General features: G+C 63.7%; 16 protein-coding genes, 1 tRNA gene and 1 pseudogene. 13 read left to right on the top strand and 5 right to left on the bottom strand.

Features of this window, described 5'->3' with window-relative positions; genetic code table 11:
• From lgt to pyk, 4 genes are all read left to right on the top strand, one after another.
• Entirely contained in the window at positions 1-1,206 is a 1,206-nt protein-coding gene (gene lgt, locus IAQ70_RS08170) for a prolipoprotein diacylglyceryl transferase (RefSeq protein WP_190988819.1), read from the top strand.
• A gap of 263 nt (positions 1,207-1,469) precedes the next feature.
• The gene (gltB, locus tag IAQ70_RS08165; RefSeq protein WP_190988818.1) at positions 1,470-6,080 is read left to right on the top strand and encodes a glutamate synthase large subunit; all 4,611 of its coding nucleotides are present in this window, start codon (positions 1,470-1,472) and stop codon (positions 6,078-6,080) included.
• The gene (locus IAQ70_RS08160; protein WP_190988817.1) at positions 6,073-7,530 is read left to right on the top strand and encodes a glutamate synthase subunit beta; all 1,458 of its coding nucleotides are present in this window, start codon (positions 6,073-6,075) and stop codon (positions 7,528-7,530) included. Before gltB ends, IAQ70_RS08160 begins: the two co-directional genes overlap by 8 nt.
• Before the next feature lie 73 nt (positions 7,531-7,603).
• Positions 7,604-9,088: a pyruvate kinase gene (gene pyk, locus IAQ70_RS08155; protein ID WP_190988816.1), complete on the top strand. Its 1,485-nt coding sequence runs from the start codon at positions 7,604-7,606 to the stop codon at positions 9,086-9,088.
• 101 nt (positions 9,089-9,189) lie between these two features.
• On the opposite strand, the gene IAQ70_RS08150 is transcribed toward pyk, so the two are convergent.
• The gene (locus IAQ70_RS08150; protein WP_190988815.1) at positions 9,190-9,795 is read right to left on the bottom strand and encodes an ANTAR domain-containing response regulator; all 606 of its coding nucleotides are present in this window, start codon (positions 9,793-9,795) and stop codon (positions 9,190-9,192) included.
• Positions 9,796-9,998: 203 nt separating this feature from the next.
• Between IAQ70_RS08150 and IAQ70_RS08145 the strand changes: the two genes are divergently transcribed.
• The 4 genes and pseudogenes from IAQ70_RS08145 (at position 9,999) to IAQ70_RS22675 (ending at position 11,569) form a co-directional block, all read left to right on the top strand.
• A tRNA-Leu gene (locus IAQ70_RS08145) sits at positions 9,999-10,080 on the top strand.
• 312 nt (positions 10,081-10,392) lie between these two features.
• Positions 10,393-10,719 carry a helix-turn-helix domain-containing protein gene (locus IAQ70_RS08140; RefSeq protein WP_190988814.1) on the top strand — a complete coding sequence of 109 codons (327 nt, stop codon included), beginning with the start codon at positions 10,393-10,395 and terminating at the stop codon, positions 10,717-10,719.
• Positions 10,720-10,879: 160 nt separating this feature from the next.
• Positions 10,880-11,173: pseudogene (locus tag IAQ70_RS08135) on the top strand (IS3 family transposase); the annotation flags it as partial.
• Positions 11,174-11,275: 102 nt separating this feature from the next.
• On the top strand, positions 11,276-11,569 hold the full coding sequence (locus tag IAQ70_RS22675; RefSeq protein WP_317983610.1) for an IS3 family transposase: 294 nt from the start codon (positions 11,276-11,278) through the stop codon (positions 11,567-11,569).
• A gap of 564 nt (positions 11,570-12,133) precedes the next feature.
• Here IAQ70_RS22675 and IAQ70_RS22670 read toward each other — a convergent pair.
• Together IAQ70_RS22670 and IAQ70_RS23060 are read right to left on the bottom strand one after the other, a co-directional pair.
• Positions 12,134-13,051 (bottom strand): DUF2510 domain-containing protein, encoded by a 918-nt coding sequence (locus tag IAQ70_RS22670; protein WP_223859538.1) that lies wholly within the window; start codon positions 13,049-13,051, stop codon positions 12,134-12,136.
• 54 nt (positions 13,052-13,105) lie between these two features.
• On the bottom strand, positions 13,106-13,240 hold the full coding sequence (locus IAQ70_RS23060) for a hypothetical protein (RefSeq protein ID WP_263406492.1): 135 nt from the start codon (positions 13,238-13,240) through the stop codon (positions 13,106-13,108).
• 271 nt (positions 13,241-13,511) lie between these two features.
• On the opposite strand from IAQ70_RS23060, the gene IAQ70_RS08120 reads away from it, so the two are divergent.
• The 4 genes from IAQ70_RS08120 to IAQ70_RS08110 all read left to right on the top strand — a co-directional run bounded on the left by IAQ70_RS08120 (position 13,512) and on the right by IAQ70_RS08110 (position 15,447).
• A complete protein-coding gene (locus IAQ70_RS08120) occupies positions 13,512-14,282 on the top strand; it encodes an SHOCT domain-containing protein (RefSeq protein WP_190988813.1) in 771 nt (256 codons plus the stop codon).
• Between the two features lie 170 nt (positions 14,283-14,452).
• The gene (locus IAQ70_RS08115) at positions 14,453-15,004 is read left to right on the top strand and encodes a hypothetical protein (protein WP_190988812.1); all 552 of its coding nucleotides are present in this window, start codon (positions 14,453-14,455) and stop codon (positions 15,002-15,004) included.
• Positions 15,005-15,073: 69 nt separating this feature from the next.
• Positions 15,074-15,196, top strand: a complete 123-nt coding sequence (locus IAQ70_RS23055; protein ID WP_263406491.1) for a hypothetical protein — start codon at positions 15,074-15,076, stop codon at positions 15,194-15,196.
• Entirely contained in the window at positions 15,193-15,447 is a 255-nt protein-coding gene (locus IAQ70_RS08110) for a type II toxin-antitoxin system death-on-curing family toxin (RefSeq protein ID WP_223859536.1), read from the top strand. The genes IAQ70_RS23055 and IAQ70_RS08110 overlap by 4 nt, the downstream gene beginning before the upstream one ends.
• A gap of 116 nt (positions 15,448-15,563) precedes the next feature.
• On the opposite strand, the gene IAQ70_RS08105 is transcribed toward IAQ70_RS08110, so the two are convergent.
• On the bottom strand, positions 15,564-15,974 hold the full coding sequence (locus tag IAQ70_RS08105) for a hypothetical protein (protein ID WP_190988811.1): 411 nt from the start codon (positions 15,972-15,974) through the stop codon (positions 15,564-15,566).
• A gap of 509 nt (positions 15,975-16,483) precedes the next feature.
• Between IAQ70_RS08105 and IAQ70_RS08100 the strand changes: the two genes are divergently transcribed.
• Positions 16,484-16,939 (top strand): hypothetical protein, encoded by a 456-nt coding sequence (locus tag IAQ70_RS08100; protein ID WP_223859516.1) that lies wholly within the window; start codon positions 16,484-16,486, stop codon positions 16,937-16,939.
• A gap of 161 nt (positions 16,940-17,100) precedes the next feature.
• On the opposite strand, the gene IAQ70_RS08095 is transcribed toward IAQ70_RS08100, so the two are convergent.
• On the bottom strand, positions 17,101-17,319 hold the full coding sequence (locus tag IAQ70_RS08095) for a Panacea domain-containing protein (protein ID WP_190988809.1): 219 nt from the start codon (positions 17,317-17,319) through the stop codon (positions 17,101-17,103).
• Positions 17,320-17,466: the final 147 nt, after the last annotated feature.

The raw sequence follows: 17,466 nt of genomic DNA, 5'->3' as shown, positions 1-17,466 counted from the left end.
ATGCAGATCCTCCTTCAGGCCGCCGCCCTGGTGCCGGCGAGCATTCCCAGCCCGGATTGGTCCGGCTTCGACATCCCGCTGCCGTGGGGGACCCTGCGGATCCACGCTTATGCTTTGTGCATCCTGGCCGGGATCATCGCGGGCCTGTGGCTGACCTCCGTCAGGTGGGCCCGGCGCGGCGCGCCTGAAGGAAGCGTCTGGGACATCGTCATCTGGGCGATCCCGTTCGGCATCATCGGCGGCCGTCTCTACCATGTGGTCTCGTCGCCGGACCAGTACTTCGGCCCCGGTTTCGACGGCACCGGTGATCTTTGGCTGATCCCGCAGATCCAGCGCGGCGGACTGGGTATTTGGGGTGCCGTGGTTCTGGGCGTCCTGGGAGCCTGGATTGGCTGCCGACGCGCCGGCGTGAAGCTTACGTCGTTCCTCGACGCGGCGGCACCGGGCCTGCTTTTGGCCCAGGCCATCGGCAGGTGGGGGAACTACTTCAACCAGGAGCTTTTCGGCGGGCCGACGACGCTGCCCTGGGGACTGCAGATCGATGCGGACAACCCCAACTTCCCCGCCGGTACGCCGGCGGATACGCTCTTCCACCCCACGTTCCTGTATGAGTCGCTGTGGAACATCGCGGGCGTGCTGATCCTGCTCGCCCTGGACCGCCGGTTCCACTTCCGCCGTGCCCGGCTGTTCTGGCTCTACGCCATGTACTACACGCTGGGCCGGGTGTGGATCGAAGCGATGCGCATCGACGAGGCGGAGCAGATCAACCTCTTCGGCATCACCACCAGGCTCAATGTCTGGACCAGTATTTTCGTCTTTGTCGCGGCGCTTATCGTGTTCGTCCTGCTCGGGCGGAAAGGCCGGCCCGAACCGGACACCCCTTATCTGGCCGGCCGTGGTCCGGCTGCCGAGGGCGACGGCAAGGTCACGGGCGAGCCCGATGGTGGGGACCGAACCAGCGCGAAGGATGGTGACCGTGTGACCGCTGGGACTCCGGCAGTCCGCGATGCGGATACATCTGTCTCAGATAGTGAATCGCGTGATAATCTGCCTGTTATCCAAAATGCATCCGGACATTCTTCCACCCCAACGGAAGAGGACCCGGCATCCAGGGACGGCAACAAGTCCATCCCTGCGGCGTCGGAGACCGGAAATTCCGGCCACAAGGTTACGGAATCCGCGCCGGAAGCTGGCACAAGCAAGTAGGCCGCCGGCAAGGCAGGGCAGCAGAGTCACGGCTCGAAGCTCCCACACCCACAATGTCGTGGCAAACAGGGCCCGCCCGGACAGCAGATAGCTGCTGCCCGGTCAAGCCCGGGTCAGGGGCCTGCGTAACTGTTCGTTCAGCAGGTCTCTCTGGCCTACAATTTCCTGTAAATAACACTTTGTTGTGCCCATCACACCGGCGCTCAGAAGTGGGGCCAACGGTGTCCCTTCCATACGTACGATCTCGAGGAAGGACGTCTTCAATGACCCATCTTCATAGCCCACGTTGGTCCGAAAAAATAGGATCTGACGGCCCCGTCTCTCCCTTTAAGCGCTTCGCTGCGCTGCCGGAGGCCCGGGGTCTATACAACCCGGAAAATGAAAAAGACGCGTGTGGCCTTGCGATCATCGCCACGCTCCGCGGTGAGCCCGGCTACGACATTGTCGACGCCGCGCTGACCGCCCTGCGCAACCTCGAGCACCGCGGTGCCGTGGGCGCAGACGAGGGCACCGGCGACGGTGCCGGCCTCCTGATGCAGATCCCGGACGAATTCTTCCGTGCGGTCACGGAATTCGAACTTCCCGCGCCCGGGCAGTACGTGGCGGGCACCGCATTCCTGCCGTCCGAGCAGCGCGAGGCCGATGCCGCCAAGGCAGGCATCGAAGGCCTCGCCGCCGACGAGGGCCTCACCGTCCTGGGCTGGCGCGAAGTGCCCATCGTGGCCGACCTGGTAGGCGCCATGGCCCGCGCCTGCATGCCGTACTTCTCACAGCCCTTCCTTGCCTCGGCAACCGGCGAGCAGCTGAGCCACAATGAGCTCGACGCCCGGGCCTGGCGGATCCGCAAGCGTGCCCAGAACAAGTTCGGTGTCTACTTCCCGTCCCTGTCTTCCCGCACCATCGTCTACAAGGGCATGCTGACCACTGCCCAGCTGGAGCCGTTCTACCCGGACCTCTCCGACAAGCGCTTCAAGACCAAGCTGGCCATTGTCCACTCGCGCTTCTCCACCAACACGTTCCCGTCCTGGCCGCTGGCCCAGCCGTTCCGCACCATCGCCCACAACGGTGAGATCAACACCGTCAAGGGCAACCGGAACTGGATGCGCGCCCGCCAGTCCCAGCTCGCCAACCCGCTGCTGGGGGATTCACCGGAAGAGCTGTACCCCATCTGCACGCCCGGTGCCTCCGACTCTGCGTCCTTCGACGAGGTAGCCGAGCTGCTCTGGCTCTCCGGCCGGCCCATCACGCACTCCATCATGATGATGATCCCGGAGGCCTGGGAGAACCACGCCACCATGGATCCCGCACGTCGTGCGTTCTACGAATACCACTCACTGCTCATGGAGCCGTGGGACGGTCCCGCCGCCGTGTCCTTCACTGACGGCAACCTGGTGGGTGCCACCCTGGACCGCAACGGCCTGCGGCCCGGACGCTACTGGATCACCGAGGACGGCCTGGTCATCTTCGCCTCCGAGGTGGGCGTGATCGACGTCGAACCCTCCAAAGTTGTCAAGAAGGGCCGCGTTTCCCCGGGCAAGATGTTCCTGGTGGACACCGACGCCGGCCGCATCGTTGACGACGAAGAGATCAAGGCCGACGTCGCCGCGGCGAACCCTTGGGCTGCATGGCTCAAGGACAACCTGATCGACCTCAAGGACCTGCCCGAGCGCGAGCATGTGGTCCACACCGCTGCGTCGGTGAACATCCGTCAGCGGACCTTCGGATACACCACCGAAGAGCTGAAGATCCTGCTCGGCCCCATGGCCCGCACCGGTGCCGAACCGCTGGGTGCCATGGGTTCCGACACCCCGGTGGCAGTGCTGTCCAAGCGTCCCCGGCTGCTGTTTGACTATTTTGTGCAGTCCTTCGCGCAGGTCACCAACCCGCCGCTGGACGCCATCCGTGAAGAGCTGGTCACGTCGCTGACCTGTGCCATCGGGCCCAACGGCAACCTGCTGGACACGAAGCAGGTCCGGCAGCCGCAGGTTTCGCTGCCGTTCCCGGTCATCAACAACGACCAGCTCGCCAAGATCGCCAATATTGAAACGCCCGACGGCGACCGCATAGCCATGAAGGTCCGTGGCCTTTACCGCCCGGAAGGCGGCGAGTCCGCACTGCGTGCCAGGCTCACCGAAATCTGCGAGCAGGTTTCCGGTGCGATCAACCGCGGCGTCCAGTATGTTGTCCTCTCGGACCGCGACTCGAACGCCCAGTGGGCGCCGATTCCTTCGCTGCTGCTGGTCAGCGCCGTGCACCACCACCTGCTCCGCAGCGCCAACCGCACCAAGACCGCCCTCGTGGTCGAGGCCGGCGACGTCCGCGAGACGCACCACGTCGCGGTCCTGATCGGCTACGGCGCGTCCGCCGTCAACCCGTACCTGGCCATGGAATCCGTGGAACAGCTCATCTCCACCGGCGACGTGGTGGGGGTTACGCCGCAGGACGGCGTCTACAACCTCATCAAGGGCCTCGGCAAGGGCGTCCTGAAGATCATGTCCAAGATGGGCATCTCCACCGTGGCCTCGTACACCGGTGCGCAGACGTTCGAGGCCTTGGGCCTTGGACAGGAGCTCGTGGACGAGTTCTTCGCCGGCACGCACTCCCAGCTCGGCGGCGTGGGCCTGGACGTCATCGCTGCCGAGGTTTCGGCCCGGCACCAGATGGCGTACCCGGAAGGCGGCATCGAGCAGCCCCACCGCCCGCTGCTGGGCGGCGGCGAATATCAGTGGCGCCGCGACGGCGAACCGCACCTCTTCAACCCGGAGACTGTCTTCCGGCTGCAGCACGCCACACGTGAGCGCCGCTACGACATTTTCAAGTCCTACACCAAGGGTGTGGATGACCAGTCCGAGAACCTGATGACCCTGCGCGGGCTGCTCAAGTTCAAGAACGAGCGTCCCGCGGTTCCCCTGGAGGAAGTGGAGCCTGTCTCCAGCATCGTGAAGCGGTTCTCCACCGGCGCCATGAGCTACGGTTCCATTTCGAAGGAAGCCCACGAGACCCTCGCCATTGCCATGAACCAGCTGGGCGCAAAGTCCAACACCGGTGAAGGCGGCGAGGATGTGGACAGGCTGCTGGATCCCAAACGCCGTTCTGCGGTCAAGCAGATCGCCTCGGGCCGGTTCGGCGTCACCAGCCTGTACCTGACCAACGCCGACGACATCCAGATCAAGATGGCGCAGGGTGCCAAGCCCGGCGAGGGCGGCCAGCTGATGGCGCAGAAGGTCTACCCCTGGGTTGCCCGCACGCGTCACTCAACGCCCGGCGTGGGGCTGATTTCACCGCCCCCGCACCACGACATCTACTCCATCGAGGACCTCGCGCAGCTCATCTATGATGCGAAGCGCGCCAATCCCTCGGCCCGCGTGCACGTCAAGCTCGTCTCCGAAGTGGGGATCGGCACTGTGGCATCGGGTGTCACGAAGGCGAAGGCCGACGTCGTTCTTGTCTCCGGACACGACGGCGGCACCGGCGCGTCCCCGCTGAACTCGCTGAAGCATGCGGGTGTGCCGTGGGAGCTGGGACTCGCCGAGACCCAGCAGACGCTGATGCTCAACGGCCTGCGCGACCGCGTGGTGGTGCAGGTTGACGGCCAGCTCAAGACCGGCCGCGACGTTGTTATTGCCGCGCTGCTCGGCGGCGAGGAGTTTGGCTTTGCCACCGCTCCGCTCGTGGTGGAAGGCTGCATCATGATGCGCGTCTGCCACCTGGACACCTGCCCGGTGGGTGTGGCGACGCAAAACCCGGAACTGCGGGCCCGTTTCAGCGGCAAGCCCGAGTTCGTGGTCAACTTCTTCGAGTTCCTGGCCGAGGAAGTCCGCGAGATCCTCGCGGAGCTCGGCTTCCGGAGCATCGAGGAGGCCATCGGCCACGCCGAGGTGCTGGATGCCCGCGAGGCGATCAACCACTGGAAGGCCGACGGCCTGGACCTGGACCCGATCCTGCACGGCCTGGAATTCGACGACGACGCTCCGCTGCGCAACATGACCTCGCAGAACCACGAGCTGGACAAGCACTTCGACCAGCGCCTGATCACCATGGCCACGGAGGCCTTGACCGACCGCAGTCCGGTGAAGATCGCCGTGGACGTCATCAACACCGACCGTTCCGTGGGCACGATGCTCGGCCACACGGTGACCAAGACGTTCAGCACCGACGTGCTGGCGCCGGACACCATCGATATCACCCTGACGGGCACCGCCGGACAGTCGCTGGGCGCGTTCCTGCCGGCCGGCATCACGCTGCGCCTGTTCGGCGACTCGAACGACTACGTGGGCAAGGGGCTTTCCGGCGGACGCATCATTGTCCGGCCGGACCGCACCAACGTGTTCAAGGCCGAAACCAACGTCATTGCCGGCAACGTGATCGGCTACGGCGCCACCAGCGGCGAAATGTTCCTGCGCGGCCAGGTGGGCGAACGCTTCCTGGTCCGCAACTCGGGCGCCACCGCCGTCGTTGAAGGCATCGGTGACCACGGCTGCGAGTACATGACAGGCGGTCAGACGCTGATCATCGGCCGCACCGGACGCAACTTCGGCGCCGGCATGTCCGGCGGTACTGCGTACGTGCTGGACCTGCGGACCACGCGGGTCAACAAGGACGCCTTGGAGTCCGGCGAGCTCATGCTCTTGGAACTCGACGCCGAGGACCGGGACATTGTCCACGGCCTGCTGGTGAAGCATGTTGAGGAAACGGAGTCGCTGCACGCTGCCCGGCTGCTGGAGAACTTCGACGACACTGCTGCCCGCATCACCAAAGTGCTGCCGCGCGATTACGCGGCAGTCCTGCAAACCCGGCTTGACGCCATCGAAGAGGGCCTTGACCCCGACGGCGAAGAAGTATGGGCTCGAATCCTGGAGGTAACCGGTGGCTGACCCACGCGGATTTCTAAAAGTACGCCAGCGTGAAACCCAGCCACGCCGCCCTGTTCCGGTCCGCATCATGGACTGGAAGGAAGTCTATGAGGCCCAGGAAAAGGGCGTCCTGAAGGCCCAGGCGGGCCGCTGCATGGACTGCGGCGTTCCGTTCTGCCATCAGGGCTGCCCGCTGGGCAACCTGATTCCTGAATGGAACGACCTCACATGGCGCGACAAGGGGGAGGAAGCGATTGAGCGGCTGCATGCCACCAACAACTTCCCCGAGTGGACCGGGCGGCTGTGCCCGGCGCCCTGTGAAGCGTCGTGCGTGCTGGGGATCAACCAGCCTGCCGTCACCATCAAGCAGGTTGAAGTCTCGATCGCCGATGAGGCCTGGGACAACGGCTGGGTCAACCCGCTGCCCCCGACGCGCCTGACCGGAAAGACCGTTGCCGTCGTCGGCTCCGGCCCTGCCGGCCTGGCCGTGGCGCAGCAGCTGACCCGCGTGGGCCACACGGTGGCGGTGTACGAACGTGACGACAAGATCGGCGGGCTCCTCCGCTACGGCATCCCCGACTTCAAAATGGAGAAGGAGCAGGTTGACCGCCGCATCGAGCAGATGAAGGCCGAAGGCACCCGCTTCCGCACCGGCGTCGCCGTGGGTACGGACGTGACGTGGGAGCAGCTGCGCCGCCGGTATGACGCCGTGGTGGTTGCCACCGGCGCCACCGTGCCCCGTAACCTGCCCATCCCGGGCCGTGACCTTGACGGCGTGCACTACGCCATGGATTACCTCGTGCCGGCCAACCGCGTAGTCGCGGGGGAGTCCGTCGAGAACCAGATCCATGCCAAGGGCAAGCACGTGGTGATCCTGGGCGGCGGCGACACCGGAGCCGACTGCCTCGGCACCGCGCACCGCCACGGGGCCGCTTCGGTGACCACCCTGGCCATCGGCAAGCAGCCGCCGGCCGAACGTGCCGGGCACCAGCCCTGGCCTACGTTCCCCACGTTGTTCGAAATGGCCAGCGCACACGAGGAGGGCGGCGAACGCACGTACCTCGCCTCCACCGTGGAGTTCGTGGGCGAGAACGGCAAGCTCACCGGCGTGAAGGTTGCCGAAACCGAGTTCGTCGACGGCAAGCGGCTCCCCAAGGCAGGCACCGAGCGGATCATTCCCGCGGACCTGGTGTTCCTGTCCCTGGGCTTCACCGGGGCCGAGCCCGCCGGGATCACCGAGCAGGTCAGTGCCGAATTCGACGGCCGCGGCAACGTGTCCCGCGACGGCTACTACATGACCAACACTGAGGGAATCTTCGTGGCGGGCGACGCCGGCCGCGGGCAGTCGCTTATTGTGTGGGCCATCGCCGAGGGCCGTGCGTGCGCTGCCGCGGTGGACAGGTTCCTCATGGGAAGCACCATCCTGCCGGCGCCGGTGGCCCCGACAGACCGTGCCATCGCAGTTCTCTGACATAGGGGTCAGTTCGCCGGGGATTCACTTCCACAACGACTTAACCAATGCAGCACACTATTAGGGTAGGTATATGAGACGCGCTAAGATTGTGGCCACTTTTGGCCCGGCAATTGCCAGCTTTGAGAACACCTTGGCGGTTTTGGAAGCCGGCGTGGACGTGGCCCGGATGAACATGAGCCACGGCGACTATTCCGTGCATGACATCACCTACGAGAACGTCCGGAAGGCAGCGGCCCAGCTAGGCAAGCCGGTGGCCATCATGGCTGACCTGCAGGGCCCGAAGATCCGTCTGGGCCGGTTTGTGGACGGCCCGCATGAGCTCGCCGAGGGTGACGTCTTCACCATCACCACCGAGGATGTGCCGGGCACCAAGGAGATCTGCTCCACCACGCTCAAGAGCCTCACCGAAGACGTCAAGGTGGGCGACGCCCTGCTGATCGACGACGGCAAGGTCGCCCTGCGCGCGACCGAGGTGGACGACGTCAAGGTCGTTACGGTGGTGACCGTCGGCGGGATGGTGTCCAACAACAAGGGCATCAACCTGCCCGGTGTTGCCGTGAATGTTCCCGCGCTGAGTGAAAAGGATGAGGACGATCTTCGCTGGGCGATGCGCCGCGGTGTTGACCTGATTGCCCTGTCGTTCGTTCGCGATGCATCGGACATCAAGCGCGTGCACGAGATCATGGACGAAGAAGGCCGCCGCGTGTCCGTGATAGCCAAGATTGAGAAGCCGCAGGCCGTGGAGCAGCTCCACGAGATCATCGATGCTTTTGATGCCATCATGGTGGCCCGTGGCGACCTGGGCGTGGAACTTCCGCTGGAGGAAGTGCCGATCGTGCAGAAGCGCGCCATCGAACTGGCACGCCGCTGGGCCAAGCCGGTCATCGTGGCCACCCAGGTCCTCGAATCCATGATCGACAACCCGCGCCCCACCCGCGCGGAGGCCTCGGACTGCGCCAACGCCGTCCTCGACGGTGCAGACGCAGTGATGCTCTCCGGCGAGACCAGCGTGGGCAAGTACCCGATCGAGACCGTCAAGGTCATGGCCCGGATCATCGAATCCACCGAGGTGCACGGCCTGGAGCGCGTTCCCCCGCTGGGGACCAAGCCCAAGACCCGCGGCGGCGCCATCACCCGTGCCGCCGTCGAAATCGCCGATCAGCTGGAAGCGAAGTACATCTGTACTTTCACCCAGTCCGGTGATTCCGCACGCCGGCTGTCGCGTCTGCGTCCCATCAGGCCGGTGTTCGCGTTTACTCCGGTGGAGCGTGTCTGGAACCAGTTGGCGCTGACCTGGGGCATTCAGCCGGTGCTGGTCCCCATGGTGGGCCACACGGACGAAATGACTGCCCAGGTGGACCGCAGCCTGCTGGAAATGAAGCTGGTGAAGGACGGTGACCTGGTGGTCATCGCCGCCGGTTCCCCTCCCGGCAAGGCCGGTTCCACCAACATCCTGAAGGCGCACAGGGTGGGCGACTTCGCCGACGCCGGCAGCCTTGGCGACAGCAGCCAAGGTGCTCCCAGGGAGAAGCTCGGCCCCTGGCCGACGTCCTAGCGAGTTAAACGGAAGAACCCCTGCCGGTTGGCAGGGGTTCTTCCGTTTAATCCTGTGCTGAGGCCCGGTGCTTGAGCTTGCCGAAGTTCCGGCGAGGCCCGCTAGTTGACCTGGTTGATGATGGTCTCCGCGACCTCGCGCATGCTGAGGCGGCGGTCCATGGAGGTCTTCTGGATCCAGCGGAAGGCTTCCGGCTCCGTCAGGCCCATCTTGGTGGTCAGCAGGCTCTTGGCGCGCTCTACGAGCTTGCGGGTGGCGAACTGCTCCTGCAGGTCCGAGACCTCGCTCTCGAGGGCCTTGATCTCCTCGTGGCGGGAGAGTGCAATCTCCAGGGCGGGGATGAGGTCGGCGGGGGTGAAGGGCTTGACCACGTAGGCCATGGCGCCGGCGTCGCGGGCGCGCTCCACGAGTTCCTTCTGGCTGAACGCCGTCAGCAGGACCACAGGGGCGATGCGGGCCTTGACGATCTTCTCGGCCGCGGTAATGCCGTCCATGACGGGCATTTTCACGTCCATCAGGACGAGGTCCGGTTTGAGTTCTTCGGCGAGCTGCACGGCCTTCTCGCCGTTGTCTGCTTCGCCTACGACGTCGTACCCTTCACCGCGCAGGATCTCGATGATGTCGAGCCGGATGAGGGTTTCATCTTCGGCCACTATGACGCGGCGCGCCGGCTGGGACGTGTGGTTTGACTCCGTCGGTTCAGTCACGGGATCTCCTTGGAAAGGTACGGGGGAACATCACCATTTTAGGTGCGCCCGCGGCCGTACTTTGAACTGCATGGTCTGTTGCGGCTTCAGCGGCGCGATTCTGGAATTTAGCCTATCTGCATGTAGAGTAATTCCGCGTACGTGAAGCGATCGCGTTGCTCACAATCAGCTGTGGGCGTACCGGTTTGCACCACGTATTCCGCGCCCGAGTGGCGGAATTGGCAGACGCGCCGCACTCAAAATGCGGTATCGAAAGGTGTGTGGGTTCGAGTCCCACCTCGGGCACAGTGTTTCCGCAGGTCAGCGGCTTTTTGTCTTCTGACTGTTGACAAACCTTGACGCGCCGAGGTCTGTGTAGTAGCTACGCATCAGTGTTGAACTGCTCCCCGAAAGTTGGACTGAGAAAATCAGTCCTTACTTTCGGGGAGCAGTTTTATGCAGAACAGTAGTTCGTTATCTGAGGAACAGCGCGAAGCCGCGATAGCGTTGTTCGAGAAGGGTTGGGGCGCGAAGTCAGCGGCGACGAGCCTAGGGGTCCGGTCGAAAGCTGTCATCCGCATCCATAACCTGTGGAGAGTTCGCGGAGGTACTGCGCTAGTGACCAAATCAACCCACCGGAAGTTCACGTTCGAGTTCAAACTCGCCGCGGTCCGCCGGTTCCAAGCCGGAGAGAGCCAAGTGGCTTTGGCGAAGGAGCTTGAGCTGTCCTCCCCGGATCTGATCAAGAAGTGGGCGCGAATATACCGCAACGACGGCGAAGATGTCTTGCGCCCAAAAGTACCTGGCCGGCCGATCTCACCACCTAAGGCGCCGACGCAGCCAGAGTCAGAGCTGCAGCGGTTGCGCCGCGAGAACGAGCACTTGCGGGCAGAGGTGGCTTTCCTGGGAAAAGTAAAAGCCTTGAGGGACGGGGAACAGCGCTGAAGGTCCGCGCTGTCATCGCTCTCAAGGCCGAACACCGGTTGGAAGTTCTTCTGGAGGTCGCCGAGCTGCCCCGGTCGACGTTCTTCTATCACTAAGCCCGACTCCTTGCCCCTGACCCGCAAGCAGACCTCAAAACCGCAATCACGAGTATCTCAAGAAGAGCCATGCCCGATACGGCCACCGCCGCGTCCACACCGAAATGGTCAAGCAAGGCTGGACGATCGCGAAGAAGACCGTGCTGAAGCTGATGCGTTTGCTCCGGCTGGTCTGCAAAGTTCGGCGGAAGAAGCGCTACAACTCTTACCAAGGTGAGCAGGGCGTCGTGGCCCCGAACCTGTTGAAACGCCAGTTCGAAGCGGATGCGCCGAATCAGAAATGGGTGACAGATGTGACCGAATTCAGCGTCGACGACAGGAAACTGTACCTCTCACCGGTCATGGACCTCTTCGACTGACAGATCATCTCCTACGCCATTGGAACCTCGCCCAATCTGGAGCTGGCCAACTCCTCGCTGCGCGGCGCTCTGGACACCTTGGAGGAAGGGCAGAAACCACTCGTGCACTCCGACCAGGGATTCCAATACCAGCACACCTCATGGCGCCTACTCCTGCAGAACGCCGGCGCGGTCCAATCTATGTCCCGCAAAGCCAACTGCTACGACAACGCCGTCATAGAGAATTTCTTCGGCCACCTCAAAGAAGAACTCTTCCACCGCGTCCGATTCCTCAACACCGAAGCACTTAGAGCCGCGCTGCACGAATACATCCACTGGTACAACACCGAAAGAATCTCCACAAAGCTCAAAGGTTTGAGCCCCGTTCAATACCGCGCTCAGACCCTCGCGGCTTAAGCCACCCAGTCACCGCTGGGCGATAGCAGCCCCCCGTTTCCAACTTTCGAGGTGTCGGTTAGGGTTGGGCCATGACGCGCGGCGGGCGCCGCAACTTTTGGTTGCGGACGACGGACTCGATGGGTTTGACCGAGCCTGGAAAAAAGCCTGAGATGCCTGGGCCGCGGCTCCTTCTGTTTCAGGTCGTCCTGTGGTTTGCGATGACTTTGGTCTGGATTGGGATGCTCACTCAAACGCAAGGTGAGGATGTTCAGGTTCTGTATGGAGCCCTAGTTGCGCTGTCTCTCGTGTTGACCGTGGCCAACTTCGTGTTGTTGCGCCGGGCCAGGAGGGGTACGGACAACTCAGGGGCCGACGGACAGGCTGATAGACCCACACGATAATGTCACGCAGACAGCGACCTGTTGACGGCGGTGGTGCTGCCACGGGAAGAAGGCTCCGTCCCAAGTGGGACGGAGCCTTCTTCGAAGAGCCGATCGCTGGCCCGCTAAAGTGGAGACATCGCATTTGCGAGTCCAACTTTCGGGGACCAGTTCACTTCCCGGGGCGGCCCTTGTCATGCACTTACTGCGGTGCCAGTGGCGCGGTGTGGTCCGTCCAGGCGTTCCCGTCCCAGTACCGCTGGACGTCGCCCTGAGGATACCAGCCGGCTGGGACGCTCACGGGCGGCGGGGGAGGGGGCGTGATCGCTGTAGCGGCTTTGATCAATGCGCCTGCGTCCTGCGCGGTGGGGCGTGCCCGGTGCGTGGCAGCTGCATTGTTGATCTTGTTGGCGAACTGGCGGGCCTTCGATTCATCCAGCCCCCGCACCTCCTTCAGGATGACCTCGTCGGGGGTGGTGACCTGCAGGTAGACCTTTGTCCGGTCCTTCTTGGCGATGGCGCCCACCAGAGCCCCGGTGGATCCGAACGTCAGTGCACCGGCAACGACGCGGGTGGCTGTGACCCGGGCGCTGATGGCAGCCCCGGTATCAACCTGGGCTTCGCAGTCGGCGACCGGCCAAACCTTTGGGGGCAGGAGCCCGCGGCCGGCCTGCTTTTGCAGTTCACGGCCGACCATGGAGAGGTCCTGGAAGGTCGCGCTTGCCGGAAGCACGTTCTTGAAGGCGTGGCTGACCTCGGCGGCGCTGATTTTGCGGTCAACCTGCTCCGGCTCGTTTGAGGGTGGCGGGGCGACATACTCAACGCCAGCGACCTTCTGCCCTAGGGCCTCGTACAGGGCAGCGGCTTCCTTTTTGTCCGTCAGCCGGCTGGCGTAGGTGTCGATCATGGGGTCGACCTTGGTCTGACCTTTACGCAGGATCAGGCGAAGGTGACCCTGGGAGAAGACCTTCGGTGCCTGATAGTCGATCTCGAGAATGTTCTCGTACAGGACCACCCGGGGCGAGGCTTCGCCCTTGACGGGCATGGCCTGCGGGCCATATTCCATGATGACCGCGGTGTCTGTGAGGCGGACCAGTCCGTCGGCCGTTTTCGTCTGCATATGAGGAATCCTAGATGTTGTTGGAGTGAAAATTGAACATTCACCCCAGCCGTCTCAGTTGCTGGCCGCCATGATGCTCAAGGTGTAGGTCGGATCGTCACCTCGGTCAGGATCCACCTGCTCCGCTTCGCACTTTTCGGCAGCGTCCGCGACAGAGATGAAGGCGTCGCTGCTGCCCACGGGCGTCACGGACGATCGTGAAGCAGTTGCACGCCTCGCGGGCGACCTGGGTCCCGTTATGGAGTCGGCCAGGATGGAGACGCATATTCGGTGCATACCTCCCACCAGTCGTTGGTGTCCGACTCGGCGTCATTACCCGTGCGGAGGTAATTCTCGATAATGTGCCTGAGAAAGCCACGCATCGCCGCGGATGGTCCGGGGCTTTCTACTTGCCCCTGACCTCGGAAGACGCTGCCCTGACGTATGCTCTGCGGAGAGCTACACCGATCAAGGGGGACCGATGTTCAAGCCGCGCGTCGTGCTGACAGTACTGGGGATGACTGTTGCAATCGCAGGCACAGCCGGCGGCTTCCTGTTGCCGGTGGGGCCATACTGCTCCGGTGCGTTCCTTGCCCAGGAGGCGTCACTGGACGACGGGGCCAGAGGCAGGGTCACAGCCACCCTCAACGCCTGCCGCGCCAACGCGGAACAATACGCACCCATCTGGGCAGCCGTTATCGCCGCCGGGCTCCTCCTCTTCACACTCACCCTGGTATGGACACTCGTCGCCAGCGGACGATCTGCGGCAGAAGCTGAGCGGAGCCGTCCGCTCACTGCAGTAGTGCCTGCCTCCGCCACCCAGGGAGACCGAGGCCAATCAATCCCCGCCTGGCCGTGGATGCTTGGAATCGCAATCATCGGTATCGGTGTCTTCCTGGGGTACACGGTGGACGTGGGTCCGAACTGCAATGGCGCCTTCGCGCCGCAAAATACGGCCGCCGGCGCCGACATCGCCACCGCCATGAGCGGAAAATATTCGAACTACTCGGACGAGTGCCGGGCGGCCGCGGCGCAACAATCGGTGATCTACTGGGGCATCATCGGCTTTGGTGCCGCCGTTTGCGTGCTCGGACTTGTCCTCCGGACCGTCCTGGGGCGTCGTCCAGCGACCGGTTCACGGCCAAGGACCATTGCCGATGAGTTGGAGCAGCTCGCAGGCCTTCTCGAGCGTGGCGTCCTGACCCCCGATGAGTTCGCGCAGCAGAAGCAGAAGCTCCTCAGCCGCCGGTAGCCAGCCTGTCAGCGACGTCTGGCTGCCAAGAAAGCCGCGCCACGTTGGTGGCGCGGCTTTCTTGTGGGTCCGTACACATAGAGCTCACGTGGGGGAACTCTTCAGCTGCACCTTGCCCCCGAACATCGACAGACCAGGCGGATGCCTGGTTGGGGGACAGGGAGAAGCACATGGGCTTTGGATGGTTTGGCGACAGTGAATCCGTCGGTCAACGCACGCAGCGGATGCGTGGTGAAAATGCTGAGCGTCAGCACCAGAACGCCCGCATCCGTGACGACATCAACTACCGGCGGGCGCAGGAAGCTGAATACGAGAAGAAGAACTGGGAGCACAAGACGCTTGCCTTCCAAGCCGAGCAACGGTCCGCGGCAAGCGCAGGCAGGCTCCCGATGTTCATGTCTCCGGCCATGGTCCAGGATATGCCCCGGCCCTATCAGCCGCCCAAGCCCGTGGCTCCGCAGCCGGAGCCCGCGCAGCACACGCCGTTGAACCCACTGCTCGTGATAGCGCTGGTGGCGGGTTTCGTCATCTTCGTCATCATCCCGACAATCTTCGCCATGCTTGGACCGATCATCCAGATCGCCTTCCAGATCATCGGCTCGGTCCTGCTGATCGGTGCTGCGGGCTTGACGGTGACCTGGTTGATTCTGCACTTCACGGCCAAAGATGACCCTGCAAAGATCCACCGCGCCAAGCTGTTCGACCCGATCCGAGTCGTCTAGGTTCTGTGGGCCTTCGGCACGGAATGGTGCATCGCCCGCCGGCTTCGCAAGAAGGCCGACCAGTAAGTCATGGCTGACAGCAAGCCGGATGGCACGGCAGAGGAAGACAGCCGCCGTCATGACCTCGAGGTCGGCTTCCAGTTCGTGCTCACAAACGACGCCGAACTGTTGAAGCGCCTGGAGGACGCATGACCAGCCACCTGACCTTGGCGGACACCAAGCACTTCCTGGGCCGCTATGGGTTCTTCTTCCGCGACGAGGGGCTCCTGGCCTCGGCCGTTGGCCGACTGGCAACCACAGTCATGGGCTCGGACGCCTTCGAGACCCTGGAACTCAAAGCCGCCGTCCTGCTCGAATCGGCGGCCCGGAATCACCCGCTGGTCGACGGCAATAAGCGCACATCCTGGACCCTCATGGTGTTGTTCCTGTGGCTGAACGGCTAGCGGCACGACTTCGGCACGGATGCCGCCTTCGACCTGGTCGTCGGGGTCGCCGAAGGACGCTTGGGCCTGGAAGAATCCAGCGCCCGCATCGGCGCCCACCTGGTGGCCCGTAGCGGCTAGAGGTGGTTGATCCGGCGCAGATCCCACAGGCGCCATGCCTCACTGGTCATCAAGGTGGCGGCACCCACTGACCGTCCCAGCTCCCCAGCGGAGGTGGTGAAGCTGCGCAGCTCCCCGTCTGCGGTCTTCGTCTTCTCAGTCTTGCGGACGAACACCGGCCATGACCGACCGTGGGCCGCCGCGCTGGCGACCCGCCATTCGTAGGCGAAGGCGAGCCGCATCCATTGGTCGACGACGGGCGCCGTACTGGTCAGGTGAGCGGCGGCTTCCCTCATCATGGTCGTGGCTTCGGCGTCGATCTTAGGGAGTTCTTTTTGCAGCACCCGGATACGCGCGATCTCTTTGGTCAGTTTCGAGATCTGACTGTTCAGGTCGGCTATGAACTCCTGGCTGAAGTTGTCCTTCACGTGGCTATCATTCGCGTAATCCTTTAGGAACGTCCGGTGCTTGAGCCGCTCGTCCTCCGCAATGGACAGTGCCCGTGCCCTGCGGATCTCCCGGTGCCGGTAAGAACCCATACCGCCTGGGAGGCTCCCAAAAGCGCCGCGCGCGCCGGAGTGTAGAGAGACGTGGGCCGCATGTTCAGCTCATCCCTGGCGAGATCGGCCATGAGAGCCAGATGATCAACGGCTGAAAGCAGCCCGGACCACACCGCCGTTCGCACCGGTGCCGTGACCAAGCCCTGATCGTCCCCCGCCAGGGAACTACCGGGCTCGGGTGATTCAGGAGCAGCCAGCCGCTGCTCCCAATCGCGGGCGGCGGTGAAGCACCTGAGCAGCCGTGCCTGCCATTCCTGATCATCGTCCATGAAATGAACTTACAGCGCCGGCCAGAGACCAACTGCCACCCCAAGGTTGGTCCTCTACGCATGTTCCTTGGTGAGGCCCCACCGGCGAGCCCGACGAAAGGTAACCCCATGAAGAAGACCATCCTGACCGCCGTCCTGGTGGCCACTGCCATGCTCTCGACCGGCTGCACCGTCGAAGCCGTCACCGGGACGGTCGCCGAACAGGCCGCCGAAGGCTCCGCCGGGCAGGCGGTAGGGCCCGTGAGTGCCATGGAGAAGGCCAAGGAGGAAGTGGAAGCCAAGGCTTACGCGGCCCGGGTCGTCGCGGCGAACTCATCCATGATGGCCGGCCTGGACTGGGCGGTCAGTGGCGGCGGTTGGGAGGCAGGCGCAAAGGCGACCGTTACGTTGCGGTCCGCTGAAGGGACCGCTATCTGTGCACCTGCCGGGACTGTGGCGGACGACAAGGGTAACTTTGACGGGGTCCTGACCATCCCGGAGGGAACAACCACCGGGACCTACAGCCTTGAAGCTGCCTATGCCACGGGCCCGCATACGACCACGGTGAACGTTTTCAGCGCCTAGACCACCTCAGCGGCATCCTCTGTCGCGTCCGGCTCACCGTCCAGTTCCACGAAGTAGGACTGCATGCGGTCCACCTCGATCAGGCGGCCCTGCTGGCCCGGCTCCACGGGTCCTCGTTCCTGACGATCCCGCTCAACTCGAGCGCCCGGAACCCTCCGTAGTTACGGACAACATTGTCGGTACTCTCGTTTCTCGTCCTCATCGAAGATGTCAGGGTTGCCGGGCACCTCACTGATTTTGAACGTGCCGCGGTGGGACGCATGCAGGTCCGGGTTCACCGGCCCTGAGCCCCAAGCATGGAAGTCGGCGTCAGCGAGCAGTTTGTCCTCCCACACCAGGTGCCACGCCTGGCAATAGTAGGCGAGCTTATAGAGTGTCATGGGTCGTGGTCTCCCCCGTGCGGACCAGGATGGCTGCGGCGAGATCAAAGATGGTCGCAGGCGGCTTCAGACGCGGCTGACCAAGCGAGGGGACAGGGATCGTCCCCCTGTTGCCTGACGTGAAAATAAAGGGTTCGGGATGCACCC

The sequence above is a fragment of the Pseudarthrobacter sulfonivorans genome (assembly GCF_014712225.1).
Classification (GTDB): Bacteria; Actinomycetota; Actinomycetes; order Actinomycetales; family Micrococcaceae; genus Arthrobacter; species Arthrobacter sulfonivorans.
This window is presented reverse-complemented; position numbering and strand designations above follow the sequence as displayed.

Excerpts from the sequence above, each read along its gene's own strand:
- lgt (WP_190988819.1), top strand. The coding sequence starts at position 1 with ATGCAGATCCTCCTTCAGGCCGCCGCCCTGGTGCCGGCGAGCATTCCC.
- IAQ70_RS08120 (WP_190988813.1), top strand. The coding sequence starts at position 13,512 with ATGTTCAAGCCGCGCGTCGTGCTGACAGTACTGGGGATGACTGTTGCA.
- IAQ70_RS08110 (WP_223859536.1), top strand. The coding sequence starts at position 15,193 with ATGACCAGCCACCTGACCTTGGCGGACACCAAGCACTTCCTGGGCCGC.
- IAQ70_RS08095 (WP_190988809.1), bottom strand. The coding sequence starts at position 17,319 with ATGACACTCTATAAGCTCGCCTACTATTGCCAGGCGTGGCACCTGGTG.
- IAQ70_RS22670 (WP_223859538.1), bottom strand. The coding sequence starts at position 13,051 with ATGCAGACGAAAACGGCCGACGGACTGGTCCGCCTCACAGACACCGCG.
- gltB (WP_190988818.1), top strand. The coding sequence starts at position 1,470 with ATGACCCATCTTCATAGCCCACGTTGGTCCGAAAAAATAGGATCTGAC.
- IAQ70_RS08100 (WP_223859516.1), top strand. The coding sequence starts at position 16,484 with ATGAAGAAGACCATCCTGACCGCCGTCCTGGTGGCCACTGCCATGCTC.
- IAQ70_RS08115 (WP_190988812.1), top strand. The coding sequence starts at position 14,453 with ATGGGCTTTGGATGGTTTGGCGACAGTGAATCCGTCGGTCAACGCACG.
- IAQ70_RS23055 (WP_263406491.1), top strand. The coding sequence starts at position 15,074 with ATGGCTGACAGCAAGCCGGATGGCACGGCAGAGGAAGACAGCCGCCGT.
- pyk (WP_190988816.1), top strand. The coding sequence starts at position 7,604 with ATGAGACGCGCTAAGATTGTGGCCACTTTTGGCCCGGCAATTGCCAGC.